General features: G+C 69.0%; 12 protein-coding genes. 9 read left to right on the top strand and 3 right to left on the bottom strand.

Features of this window, described 5'->3' with window-relative positions; genetic code table 11:
* Window positions 1–22: 22 nt before the first annotated feature.
* Entirely contained in the window at window positions 23–874 is an 852-nt protein-coding gene (locus tag AC5WS7_RS20100; RefSeq protein ID WP_495956079.1) for a class I SAM-dependent methyltransferase, read from the bottom strand.
* Between the two features lie 48 nt (window positions 875–922).
* On the opposite strand from AC5WS7_RS20100, the gene AC5WS7_RS20095 reads away from it, so the two are divergent.
* The 9 genes from AC5WS7_RS20095 (at window position 923) to AC5WS7_RS20055 (ending at window position 9,394) form a co-directional block, all read left to right on the top strand.
* On the top strand, window positions 923–1,483 hold the full coding sequence (locus tag AC5WS7_RS20095) for a helix-turn-helix domain-containing protein (protein WP_495956078.1): 561 nt from the start codon (window positions 923–925) through the stop codon (window positions 1,481–1,483).
* 85 nt (window positions 1,484–1,568) lie between these two features.
* Window positions 1,569–2,231 (top strand): GntR family transcriptional regulator, encoded by a 663-nt coding sequence (locus AC5WS7_RS20090; protein ID WP_495956077.1) that lies wholly within the window; start codon window positions 1,569–1,571, stop codon window positions 2,229–2,231.
* 160 nt (window positions 2,232–2,391) lie between these two features.
* Window positions 2,392–3,129 (top strand): PIG-L deacetylase family protein, encoded by a 738-nt coding sequence (locus tag AC5WS7_RS20085; RefSeq protein WP_495956076.1) that lies wholly within the window; start codon window positions 2,392–2,394, stop codon window positions 3,127–3,129.
* Entirely contained in the window at window positions 3,126–3,935 is an 810-nt protein-coding gene (locus AC5WS7_RS20080; RefSeq protein ID WP_495956075.1) for an NAD(P)-dependent oxidoreductase, read from the top strand. The genes AC5WS7_RS20085 and AC5WS7_RS20080 overlap by 4 nt, the downstream gene beginning before the upstream one ends.
* Window positions 3,935–4,645, top strand: a complete 711-nt coding sequence (locus AC5WS7_RS20075; protein ID WP_495956074.1) for a 4-carboxy-4-hydroxy-2-oxoadipate aldolase/oxaloacetate decarboxylase — start codon at window positions 3,935–3,937, stop codon at window positions 4,643–4,645. The genes AC5WS7_RS20080 and AC5WS7_RS20075 overlap by 1 nt, the downstream gene beginning before the upstream one ends.
* Window positions 4,642–5,784 carry a 4-oxalomesaconate tautomerase gene (locus tag AC5WS7_RS20070; protein WP_495956073.1) on the top strand — a complete coding sequence of 381 codons (1,143 nt, stop codon included), beginning with the start codon at window positions 4,642–4,644 and terminating at the stop codon, window positions 5,782–5,784. Before AC5WS7_RS20075 ends, AC5WS7_RS20070 begins: the two co-directional genes overlap by 4 nt.
* Before the next feature lie 32 nt (window positions 5,785–5,816).
* Window positions 5,817–6,785: a VOC family protein gene (locus AC5WS7_RS20065; protein ID WP_495956072.1), complete on the top strand. Its 969-nt coding sequence runs from the start codon at window positions 5,817–5,819 to the stop codon at window positions 6,783–6,785.
* Between the two features lie 151 nt (window positions 6,786–6,936).
* Window positions 6,937–8,268, top strand: coding sequence for an MFS transporter (locus AC5WS7_RS20060; protein WP_495956071.1), 1,332 nt, complete (start codon window positions 6,937–6,939; stop codon window positions 8,266–8,268).
* Window positions 8,269–8,449: 181 nt separating this feature from the next.
* Window positions 8,450–9,394 (top strand): UTP--glucose-1-phosphate uridylyltransferase, encoded by a 945-nt coding sequence (locus AC5WS7_RS20055; RefSeq protein WP_495956070.1) that lies wholly within the window; start codon window positions 8,450–8,452, stop codon window positions 9,392–9,394.
* Between the two features lie 22 nt (window positions 9,395–9,416).
* Here AC5WS7_RS20055 and AC5WS7_RS20050 read toward each other — a convergent pair whose 3' ends face one another.
* Window positions 9,417–10,301: a class I SAM-dependent methyltransferase gene (locus tag AC5WS7_RS20050; protein ID WP_495956069.1), complete on the bottom strand. Its 885-nt coding sequence runs from the start codon at window positions 10,299–10,301 to the stop codon at window positions 9,417–9,419.
* A gap of 467 nt (window positions 10,302–10,768) precedes the next feature.
* Window positions 10,769–12,163, bottom strand: coding sequence for a metallophosphoesterase (locus AC5WS7_RS20045; RefSeq protein ID WP_495956068.1), 1,395 nt, complete (start codon window positions 12,161–12,163; stop codon window positions 10,769–10,771).
* Window positions 12,164–12,500: the final 337 nt, after the last annotated feature.

Genomic DNA, 12,500 nt, shown 5'->3' with positions numbered 1-12,500 from the left:
ACGGGACCTCCGGAAATGGCGATCAGGGGCGGCGGGCGATCCAGACCGGACGTTCGTCGCGGACGGTGAGGTCGGTGCGACGAGCGAACGCGTCGGGGCCGTCCGCGAGGAGGGTGTCCAGAGCGGTCGCGTCCTGCGGAGTCAGGCGGTCGGTGAGGCCGGTGCGCATGCGCTGGAGGGTGCTGTGCGCCAGGCGGGCCGCGTCGGTGGTGAGCGGGGGAGTGTGTGAGATGAGGATGCGACGCTCGGTCTCGATCTCGAAGCCGGTCTTGGTGAGCAGCGTCGCCCAGTCCGAACCGAGATGCGGGACGTGATCGGCGGTCTCGGCGGCCAGGGCCTCGTGGGCGCGGTCCTCGAGTTCGGCGAGTTCGCCTGCGGCGCAAAGGAATCGGGGCATCGAGTTGAGTTCCGCGAGCGCCAGCAGGCCGCCGGGACGGATCGTGCCGAACAGGTCGGCCAGCACGCGATCCGGATCGGCCGTGTGATGCAGGGAATTCGCCGCCCAGGCCACGTCGACGGGTTCGAGCTCGGGCCATGTGGCGTCGAGATCGGCCCGCAGGGTGCGGATGCGTCCGGCGACGCCGCGGGCGGTCGCCTTGTCGCGCAGGCGGTTCAGCATGTGCTCGGAGATGTCGACGGCGATCACCTCGGCGTCCGGAAAACGCTGGGTCAGGGCGAGTGCGCCGTTGCCCGTGCCGGCGCCCATGTCCAGGATGCGGTGGACCGGCCGGTCGTCGAGGTGTTCGCGGATCAGCGCGGTGACCTCGGGCAGGTAATCGGGGAGCGCGGCCGCGTCGAGATCGAGCAGCTCGGCGAGGGCGGCTTCGTCGGCGTGGTCGTGACGGCTGTGATGATGGGCGTGATCGTGGCTCATGGATCCGACGCTACTCATCGTTTGCTCTGAAAGCATACAATCTTGCCTATGACGCAAGACGGCGATCTCGACGGTGTGGTCCGCAAGCGAATCCGCGGACTGCGTGTGGCCCGCGGCTGGTCCCTGGACGATCTGGCCGCCCGCTGCTACCTGAGCCCGTCCACGCTCAGCCGCATCGAAACCGGCCACCGCCGCATCGCCCTGGACCAACTCGCGCCCATCGCAAGGGCTTTGGGCACCACGCTCGATCAGCTGGTGGAGTCGGTGAGCGACGAGGACGTCGTGATCCGGCCCGAACGCGATTCCGTCCGCGGCGTCACCACCTGGCTGCTGACCCGCGATTCCGGCCCGAACGGCGTCACCGTGGCCAAGATGCGGCTGACCAAACCGGCCGGTGAGCAGCGAGTGCATCCTGGCCGGGACTGGTTCACCGTACTGTCCGGTGCGGTGGCGCTGCATCTGGGCGAGCGCCGGGTTCGGGTCGAGGCCGGTCAGGCGGCCGAGTTCTCCTGCATGGTCCCGCATGCCTTCGGCGCGATCGACGGGCCCGCCGAAATTCTGTGCATCCTGGACAACGAGGGGCAGCGCACCCACCTGCCCTCGTCCTGAGCGGCGGCGCCCGGTGGGGTCCCGGCGAATTGTTGGCATAATCATTGACAATTGGAGTGTCACGCCTATCGCGAGGACGGTGTCGGTGTCGGTATCGCAGACTAGTGGACTCGAACGTGGAACCCAGGGCAAAGCCATTGCGGTGGAACGGCTTCGGCAGGCCATCGCGCGGGGCGACGTGGCCCCGGGGCAGCGGCTGGTCGAGTCCGAACTCGTCGAGCAGTTCGAGGTGACTCGCGGCAGCGTGCGCGCGGCTATCGACGAGCTGGTGGCCGAGGGATTGATCGAGCGGATTCACAACCGCGGTGCGCGGGTGCGTTCGGTCTCGCGGGAGCAGGCCGTGGAGATTCTCGAATGCCGCAAGGTGCTCGAGGGGCTGATCGCGGCCAAGGCTGCCGCGTGCATCACCCCGCCCGAGGCCGATCGCCTGCGCCGGTATGCCGAGCGGTTGACCGCCTCGGTGCAGGACGGCGAGCTGTTGGAGTACTCTTCGCTCAATCACGAAATGCACGCCGTACTACGGGAAATCGCCGGACAGGAGACCGCGGCGGACCTGATCGCGCGGCTCAACGCGCAGATCGTGCGGCATCAGTTCCAGTTGTCCCTGCGGCCCGGCCGCCCGCAGGTTTCGCTCGGTGAGCATCTGGCCATCGTGGACGCGGTGGTGGCGGGCGATCCGATCGCCGCCGAGCAGGCGATGCGCGACCACCTCGACAGCGTGATAGCCGCGCTCGGCCAGCCTGCCTGACCCTCCCGTATGCGTCTCCACCTGCTCCGACCTCTTTGTCGACAGGATTGTTGACATTTCTGTCGGCAATAATTTACCGTCGATGTGGAACGTGTCGTGCGGCACGTACCCGCTCGATCCGGTGGTTCGAGCGACCGCGGAGCAAGTGAGGTGAGAGGCGATGCCCGAAAATCCGTCCGAATCGCTACTGGTGGTCAGTGCGCACGCGGGAGATTTCGTGTGGCGTGCCGGTGGCGCTATCGCGCTGGCCGCCGCGCGTGGTGAGCGGGCCACGGTGGTGTGCCTGAGCTTCGGTGAGCGCGGTGAGTCGGCCAAGGCGTGGCGTGCGGGTAAGCAGCTCGAGGAGATCAAGGCCTTGCGTCGCGAGGAGGCCGAGCAGGCCGCGGCGGTGTTGGGCGCGGACATCCGATTCCTGGACGCGGGCGACTACCCGCTGCTCGAATCCCCGGAACTGGTCGACGAATTGGTGCGCGTATATCGCGAGACCACCCCGACCGTGGTCCTCACCCACACCCTCGCCGATCCGTACAACGGCGATCATCCGGCCGCGGCCCGCATGGCCCTGGCCGCGCGGGTGCTGGCCCAGGCCGTCGGCTACGACGCCCCCGGCGAGCCGCTTGGCGCGCCGCCGGTGTTCAGCTTCGAACCGCACCAGCCGGAGATGTGCGATTTCCGCCCCGATGTACTCCTGGACATCACCGAGGTTTTCGAGACCAAGCGAAAGGCCATGCGCTGCTTGGGAGCTCAGCAGCACATGTGGACGTACTACGAGGATCTGGCCGCCCGCCGCGGCGTCCAGCTCGAGCGTAACGCGGGCCCGAACCTGGGCCTGTTGAAGAACAGCCGTGCCGAAGCGTTCGTGCGCCACTATCCGCACGTGACGGCTCGGCTCTCATGAGCCGGAGCGGGCTGCGAGTCGCCGTGCTCGGATTCGGTGAGGCCGGAACCGAATTCGCCCGGGACCTGGCCGCCCACGGTGCGGATGTGCGCGGATTCGATCCGAAAGTTTCCGCACCACAGGGCGTTCGAGAGTGCTCGAGCGACGCCGATGCCGTGCGCGGGGTCGATCTGGTGTTCTCTCTGACCACCGCGCACGAAGCGGAATTCGCACTGCGGCAGTCTCTTTCGGGGCTGACGCCCGGTGCGGTCTGGGCCGAGGCGAACACCGGCACTCCGGCCGCGAAGGTCCGGCTGGCCGAACTGGCCGCCGAGGCCAGGGTGGATCTGGTCGACGTGGCGATCATGGCTCCGGTGCCCGGCCGCGGGATCCGCGTGCCGATGCAGGTATCCGGCTCGGCGGCAGCGCGTTTCGTGGACATGATGAACGGGATCGAGGTGGCGATCGACCTCGTTCCCGGCCCGGTCGGCGTGGCCAGTTCGCGCAAGCTGCTGCGCAGCGTGGTGTACAAGGGCCTTGCCGCCGCGGTGGTGGAGGGGCTGGCCGGCGCGGAGGCGGCGGGATGTGCGGACTGGTTCCGCGACCACATCGCCGCGGAGTTCCGGTCCTTCGACGAGGACACCCTGGACCGGTTGATCACCGGCACCCACGCCCACGCCGCCCGCCGCGCCGAGGAGATGGGCGCCGCGGCCGAGCAGCTGACCGAGCTCGGGGTGACGCCGCACATCGCCGCGGCCGCCCGAGACGCATTGCAGGACATCGTCTTCAGCAGCGAAGACACGACCGGGGATTCGGGAGGACAGTGATGGAGAACGTCGTGGTGACCGGATGCCCGCGGGCGTCGGCCGAGGATGCCGCCGCACTCGGCGAGTTCGGCACCGCCACCGTCCACGAGGCGCAGGGCCGCACCGGCTTCCTCGGGCCGCGGTTGCGTCCGGCCTGGCCCGGTGCGCGGATCGGCGGTACCGCGGTCACCGTCCTGTGCTGGCCCGGTGACAATCTGATGATCCATGTGGCCGTGGAGCAGTGCCGCGAGGGCGACGTGCTGGTGGTGGCCACCAATTCCCCCTCCAGCGACGGGCTTTTCGGCGAACTGTTCGCCACCGCGCTGCAACGGCGCGGCGTTCGCGGCGTGGTGCTGGCCTGCGGGGTACGCGATGTCGCGGATCTGCGCGCGATGGGCTTCCCGGCGTGGTCCACCGCGGTGAGCGCGCAGGGCACCGTCAAGGCCACGGCGGGCGCGATCAACGTGCCGATCGTCATCGAGGGCCAGGTGATCCATCCCGGCGACGTGATCGTGGCCGACGACGACGGCGTGGTCCGGGTACCGCGCGAAGCCGTGCCCGACACCCTGGAACGCTCGGCCGCGCGGGTGGCGAAGGAAGAGGCGGCGCGGACCGCCTTCAAGGCCGGTGAACTCGGCCTGGACCGGTACGGGCTGCGCGACCGGCTCGACGAATTCGGCATCACGTACGTCTCCTACGAGGACTACCGCGACGGCCGGGAGTCGTCGTGACGGGCTGTCCGGATGCGTTCGGTGGGGTGGCCGCTGATGAGGGGACGGCCGTCTCGCCGAACGCGGCCCGGGACGGCGTGGCCTGCGTGTGGATGCGCGGCGGAACCTCCAAGGGCGCGTATTTCCTGGCCGCGGACCTGCCCGAGGATCCGGCCGAACGTGACGATCTGCTGCTGCGGATCATGGGCACACCCGACCCGCGCCAGATCGACGGCATCGGCGGAGCGACATCGCTGACCAGCAAGGTCGCGGTGGTATCGCCGTCCGAGCGACCCGGCGTCGACGTGGACTACCTGTTCCTGCAACTGGGCGTCGAACAGGCCACCGTCTCGGACCGGCAGAACTGCGGCAATATCCTGGCCGGGGTCGGGCAATTCGCCGTCGAATCCGGTCTGGTCGCCGCCTCGGGCGAAACCTGTTCCGTGCGAATACATCTGGTCAACTCCGGCAGTACGGCCACGGCGACGTTCCCGGTCCGCGACGGCCGGCCGGTATACGACGGCGACACCCGCATCGACGGGGTGCCCGCGGGCGCCGCACCGGTGACGCTGGCGTTCCAGGACACCGCGGGTTCGGCCACCTCCGGGCTGTTCCCCACCGGCAACGTGCGCGATACCGTGGAGGATATCGAGATCACCTGCGTCGACAACGGCATGCCGGTGGTGGTCGCCGAGGCCGCGAGCTTCGGGCTCACCGGTTACGAGGCACCCGACGATCTGGCCGCCGACACCGCGCTCATCGAACGCGTCGATCGGCTGCGCCGTGCGGCCGCGCTGCGGATGGGCCTGGGCGACGTCGCGAAATCCTCTGTGCCCAAGACGATTCTGCTCGCACCCGCCCGTGACGGCGGCCGGGTGTGCACGCGCTCGTTCATCCCCGTGCGCCCGCACACCGCGATCGGGGTATTCGCGGCGATCAGTGCGGTGACCGCGATGACGACGCCCGGTGCGGTCGGTCACGACCTCACCGCGGCCTGGCCGGCGGATCTGCGCCGGGTGGATGTGGAGCATCCGTCCGGCCATCTGCTGGTCGACATCGACCTGGATCACACGGTGCGGCCGCCGCGCGTGCGCAGCGCCGGTGTGGTCCGCACCGCCCGGAAACTGTTCGCGGGCAAGGTTTTCCCTCGCGCCCGATGAGGCGCGCGGCGTTTGTCGAGGAGGACGAAACGATGGCCCCTGGTCATGACATCGCGCATCTGGCGCACGTGCAACTGCTCACCCCCACGCTCGACCGGAGCGTCGCGTTCTGCACCGATTTTCTCGGGTTGAGCGTCGTCGGCGAGGGCAAGGACGAGGTGTACCTGCACGCGTGGGACGACTATCAGCACCACAGCCTCACCCTGCGCGCATACCGGCACGGCGGAATCGGTCGCACGCACCTGCGCGCTGCGAGTCCCGAGGCGCTGGCTCGGCGGGTCGCGGCGCTGGAGGCCGCGGGGCGCGGAATCGGCTGGGCCGACGGTGAACCCGGCTTCGGGCCCACCTACCGGTTCACCGATCCGGATGGCCACGAATTCGGTCTCTACTACGAGGCGGAATGGTTCGAATGCGGTGACGACAACCGCCCGTCGCTGAAGAATCAGGCGCGCGCCTACCCCAGCGGCGGCGTCCCGGCGCGCCGGCTCGATCACGTCAACTTCCTCGGCCGCACCCCGGTGGACAATCGCGACTTCCTCGAACAGACGCTGGGTGCGATGACGACCGAGCAGATCGTGCTGAACGACGGCACGGTCGCGGGCACCTGGACCACGTTCACCAACAAGAGTTACGACCTGGTCTACACCCGCGACAACCTGGGCCTGTCGGGACGCTTGCACCACATCGCCTTCGCCGCCGACAGCCGCGCGGACATCCTGCGCGCCTGCGATGTCGCCCTGGACCAAGGGGTGTTCATCGAGACCGGCCCGCACAAGCACGCCATTCAGCAGACGTTCTTCCTGTACGTCTACGAGCCCGGCGGCAATCGCATCGAGCTGTGCAATGCCGGTGCGCGGCTGATTCTGGCTCCGGACTGGAAGCGGGTGGACTGGACCGAGGCCGAACGTGCCAAGGGGCAGGCATGGGGCCTGCGCACGATCGAGTCCTTCCACACCCACGGCACGCCGACCGCCGAAGACCTCGCGCGTTCGCACGACTGAGGAAACCGCCGCGCAGAGCGTCCCGGCCGCGATGTCGCCGCGGTCGAGCACGGGCAGAATGTTAACAATTTTGCTCGAAATAGTGTTAATGATATTGCGACAGATGTAACCTGCATCACTGGATGTAGCTCTACGGACGAAAGGGACACAGGTGTCCTCGCTCGAATCCGGTGGCGTTTCGGCCGCCCCCTCCCGGCGATTGTGGCTTCAGGTCACCGCGGTCTGCTGGTTCCTCGTCCTGCTCGACGGGCTCGACCTGTTCGTCTACGGCGCGACCCTGCCGGGCGTGTTCAAGGACAAGGCCTTCGGGCTGAGTCCGGCCGTCGCCGGGGATATCGGCAGTTTCAACACCTTCGGCATGCTGCTGGGCGCGCTGGCCGCGGGGGTGATCACCGATCGGATCGGGCGTCGCAAGATCATCCTCGGCGGAGTGCTGGTATTCACCCTGTCCGCGGCCGTCTGCGGTATGGCGCCCAACGTGCCGACCTTCGGCGCCGCGCGGTTCACCGCCGGTATCGGGCTGGGCGTGCTGCTGCCGACCGCGATCGCGATGGTCATGGAGTACGCGCCGGCCGCGCGCAAGAACATCGCGGTGACCTTCCTGATGACCGCGCATCAGGCCGGTGGCGCGATCGCCGGGGCGGTGGCGATGAACATCGTCGAATCGCTGGGCTGGCGATCGGTGTACTGGTTCGGCGCCGCGCCGGTCGTCATCGCGGTGCCCGCGATCGTGTTCTTGCTGCCCGAATCGCTGACCTACCTGATGGCCTCGGGGCGCACCGAGCGGGCGCAACGGGTCGCGGACCGGTTCGGCGTCTCGCTCGCGGCCTACGCGCCCGAGCGCGACGCGCAGCAGCGTCGCGGCAAGGTCTCCGAATTGTTCACTCCCGCACTGCGTTCGGTGACGTTACTGTTCTGGGTCGCCTCGTTCGGCGGACTGCTGCTGGTCTACGGCGTGAACACCTGGCTGCCCACGATGATGCGCGCCCACGGCTACAACCTCGGGTCGGCGATCAGTTTCCTGCTCGTGATCAACCTCGGCGGAATCGTCGGAATGCTGGTCGCCGGGCGGCTCGCCGATCGGTTCGGCCCGCGGCGGGTGACGGTGATCTGGTTCGCGGCCACCATGGTCGGGATCGGGTTGCTCGCGGTGCACATGCCGCTGTGGCTGACCTACGTGGACGTATTCCTCACCGGCGGTTTCCTGTTCAGTGCGCAGACGCTGATCTACGCCGCGGTCGGCACCTACTACCTGCCGAGCATCCGGGCGACCTCGCTGGGCTGGGTGTCGGGGATCGGCCGATTCGGTGCGGTGTTCGGGCCTTGGCTGGGTGGCGTCCTGGTCGCGCACGAGCTGTCGAACTGGGGCTTCACGGTGTTCGCCGCGGCGGCGCTGATTTCGGCGGTGATGGTGGCTCTGGTGCGGGCCCGGCCGGTGCACGATGCGGCCGGCAGTGCAGCGGCGGTGCCGGCCGCCGGATGATGCCCAGGGCGGCGGCGCAGCGCGGACGCGCCGCCGGCCCATGGCGGCATGTGAGTGAGATCACGCAGGCCAAGGGGGTTCTCCAAGTAACGGGAGCGCGCTCCTATCTGATGCACAGCTTCGGTCCATAGCGTCGATGTCGCAGATCGCGAACGGCATCCGGCACTCGAAGGAGAACCATATGGACCGCGCCGCCCCGGCCGCACCCCGCCAGTTCCGCACGGCCGTCGTACCCGCGGCCGGGCTGGGCACTCGATTCCTGCCCGCCACCAAATCCGTGCCCAAGGAACTGCTTCCGGTGGTGGACACATCCGGAATCGAGCTGGTTGCCGAGGAGGCCGCACAGGCCGGCGCCGATCGGATGGTGATCGTCACCTCACCCGGAAAGAGTTCGGTGGCACAGCATTTCATCGAGGATCCGGAATTGGAGGGCACCCTCGCCCGGCGCGGCAAATTCGGTCTGCTCGAGCGGGTGCGCCGCGCGCCCAAACTGCTCGAGGTGGACACCGTCCTGCAGCATCGTCCGCTGGGACTGGGACATGCTGTGCTGCAGGCCGAATCGGTCCTGGCTCCCGACGAGAACGCCGTCGCGGTGCTGTTGCCCGACGATCTGGTGCGACCGCCCGCCGGAGCCGCCGGGTCCGAACCGGACGGGGTGCTCGCGGCGATGGCCGCGGTGCGCCGCCGCTGGGGTGGCAGCGTGCTGTGCGCGTTCGAGGTTCCCCGCGAAGAGGTCGGCGCGTACGGCGTCTTCGACGTCGACGCCGCCCCCGACGCGCAGGATGCGAATGTGTTGCGGGTCAACGCGATGGTGGAGAAACCCGCCGTCGGCGACGCTCCCTCCACGCTCGCCGCCGCCGGACGCTACCTGCTGGATCGGGCGGTGTTCGACGCGCTGCGGCGCATCGAACCGGGCGCGGGCGGGGAGTGCCAGCTCACCGACGCCATCGCCCTGCTGATCGCCGAGGGACATCCGGTGCACGTCGTGGTGCATCGCGGCATCCGGCACGACATCGGCAATCCGGGCGGATATCTGCGCGCCGCAGTGGATTTCGCGCTCGAACGTGAGGAATACGCGGCGCCCCTGCGGGATTGGCTGCTGCGGCGTCTCGCGGTCGGCGCGTGACCGGCCGCGAGACGCCCGCGGACTACTTGATCGCGGTCAGATAGGCGGCGACGTCGTGCATATCGGCCATCTCCGCGGGCAGTTCGGGCACCGGGCGACCGTAGCGGGCCGAGAGCGCGGTGACGTCGGCCGAATCGACCTGCCAGCCGCGGTCGGTCAGCCATTGGATCGGATCGGTCCGCTCGTCGTCGTAGAACAGTTCGGTGACGTCGATGTCGCCGAACGGGCTGGTGGCCATCTCCCGCGTGGCGGCCTTGGAGATGCGGGCGATATCGGGGCGGCCGCCGGAGAAACCCTCCACGGCCAGCCGGCTGCCGGGAGCCGACAGCGTATCGATCCGCTCGAACATGGCGTCCTGGGCCGCGCCCGGCAGGTAGGGCAGCAGGCCCTCGGCGGACCAGGCAGTCGGGCGGTCGGCGTCGAAACCGGCCTCGCACAGGGCCGCGGGCCAGTCGTCGCGCAGATCGACCGGGACGGCGCGCAGGACCGCGCGCGGCACCACCTCGTTGTCCGCCAGCACCCGGAGTTTGAAGTCCAGTACCTTGGGCTGATCGATTTCGAAGACGCTCGCGCCCACCGGCCAGTCGAGCCGGTAGCCGCGCGCGTCCAGCCCGGCCGCGAGGATCACCGCCTGTCGCACACCCGATGCGGCGGCGGATAGGAAGAATTCGTCGAAGAATTTCGTGCGCAGCCCCATTATTCGCGCGACGGGCAGGAATTCCGCATCGGGCGAGTCGAGGGCGCGCAGCGAGCGCGGCTCGCCCGCCGCCTCGACGAACAGGCGCGCGCAGTCGTCGCGGATCAGAGCGTCGGGCTGGGCGGTCTCCGTCGCCCGGAACGTCGCGACTCCCAGGGCGGTGATGCCGACACTGCTGACGATGTCCCAGGTATCTCCATCGGTTCGCACTACTACTCTCCTCAATCTCACTGGCGCAGTGAAATACTCACCGCGTGCGACAACCGGTCGGTACTTGCTCCGCGAGCCAGCGTAGGCGCAAAGATGATCTTGGGTCGGGACACGCCCGGCGATCCGGACCGAAACATCGCGGACCTGACCATCGTGCGCGCGGACTCAGGTCGGTCGACCGCGGTCGCCAGTAGCACCGTTCGGACCGTCCGGAACCGCGGTCGGGTCGCAGCGTGGCCGCCGAGGCCGGCCGCCCACGCCGGAGAAAGGGATCTCGTCGGGCAGCTGCCCCGGTGCGATGCGCGCAATCGCCGCCCGGGGAGTGTGCGCGGGCGCTGGGCCCGGATCGCTGTGGACGTGATCGCGTCCAGCGGCGGTTCGGTACCGCCGAACATCGCATCGCCGATGCGAATCGGCAGCGCCGCGAAGCGTTGCCCGCCCGGCAGCCTCGGCCACCGGCGCTCGGCCTAGCGCAGCCCCGAGAAGTCCCGCAGCACAACGTGATTGCGGTCGGCGCAGCTGCCCAGAGCGTGATCGGGGTGCAGTCCGAAGTACTGCCTGCGGGTCCGGGTGCTCCAGCACAGCGCGGATTCGGCGCGGGTCTTGTAGAAGTTCACCATGTAGCCGCCGGAGTGGATGCGCAGCAGCAGGTACCCGCCCGGATATTCCTTGACCGCCGCGCCTTCCAGGAACTCCACGTTCACCGGGGTGTCCGGGCGGCCCACGCGATTGCGGTGCGTGTGGCCGGTGTGATGCAGGAAGACGCCCGGCGCGCCGCGATACAGCGCGTGCAGTGCGGCGGCCGAGGCGCGGTCCAGCACGAAACCGGGTCCGGCCGGATTGCTCACCGCCGCAGAGGAAGTCACCGGGTGATGCCCGAACATCAGAGTCGGCCGGTCCGGATCGGCGGCCAGCACCTCGCGCAGCCGGCTCAGTTGCGGTGCGGTGAGCGTGCCGCCGGAGCCGCGCGGACGGGTGGTGTCCAGGGCGATGATGCGCAGCCCGTCGACATCCGAGGCGGCCACCCGCCCGTCGGGCCGGAATACCGCGCCCCACGGATCGCCGTCGCGGGACACGTCGTGGTTGCCGCGGCAGACGAAGTAGTCCCGGCCGGCCGCACCCCAGGCATCCAGTCGCGCACGCACCGCGGCCGACTGTTCGAGCGTGCCCGAATCGGTCATATCGCCCGCCACGATGAGGTGATCGGCGCCGCGATCGGGTGCCCGCAGGTCGGTCAGCAGCGCGTCGAGCATGATCTCGGGATGACTGTCGGTGTCGTGCCGCAGCCCGTTCGGGAATCCGGCCACGATCAGTCCGCTGGTGCTCTCGCCGTAGTGCACGTCGTTGGCGAGCGCGATCGTGCGCAGCAGCGGGCCCGGCGGCGGAGTGAGAGTGGTGAAAACACCTGTGGTTTCCGGTGTTCCGGCGCGGCGCGTCACCAGCGTCCGGGCCGAGACGGCGCGGCAACCACCGGAATAGGCCTCGAATCGGTAGCTGCGGCCCGGTTCGAGCCCGTCGATCTGCGCGTAGTGGTACGCGGTCGGCCGGGAGTCGAGGCTGTACCGCCGGGGCGGATGCGGCGCGTCCGCGGGCGCGATGCGGATCTCGGTGTCCGCCGGCGCCGGAACCAGTCGTCCGGCGTGATCGCGGGCCCGGGTCGTCCAGGTCAGGATCGCCGACCGGTCGGTGACCGTGACCACCTCGAGATCCGAGGCCCGCAGCGAATCCTGCTGTACCCGAACGCCTTCGGCTCGGTGGACGGTGAATGCCGATCTGGTGCGGAACGGGGTCCCCACCGTGACGGCGGCCGCCCCCGAGGCGGCATTGGCGACCCAGGTCGCTCGCAGACGTGCGTTCAGCATGGAAACCTCCGCCCGGGTACGGCCCGATGATCCGACCGTAGGACCGCCGATTGAACGGGCCGGAGCCCGCACATGACCATTGGGCCGCCGGTGCTGAATTTTTCGGTGCCGGCCGATGACGTCACGATGCCGACTGTCCCCAGCGCGGGGTAGCACACACTGCGGCGCTGGGGTGAGTGAGATATCGGACAGGCCCTGTGACCTCGGTGAATGGCGAGATGGCCGGTCCCGGCCTTGACTTTGCCCGGCGACGAGACTGGGATGTTTAGCATAAGAAACTAATTGCGGAATACATGTATCGCTAGGATGTCCGACGGGAAGTCGGCATCGAAGCGCC

Source organism: Nocardia sp. PLKS1-43, from assembly GCF_059510335.1.
This window is presented reverse-complemented; position numbering and strand designations above follow the sequence as displayed.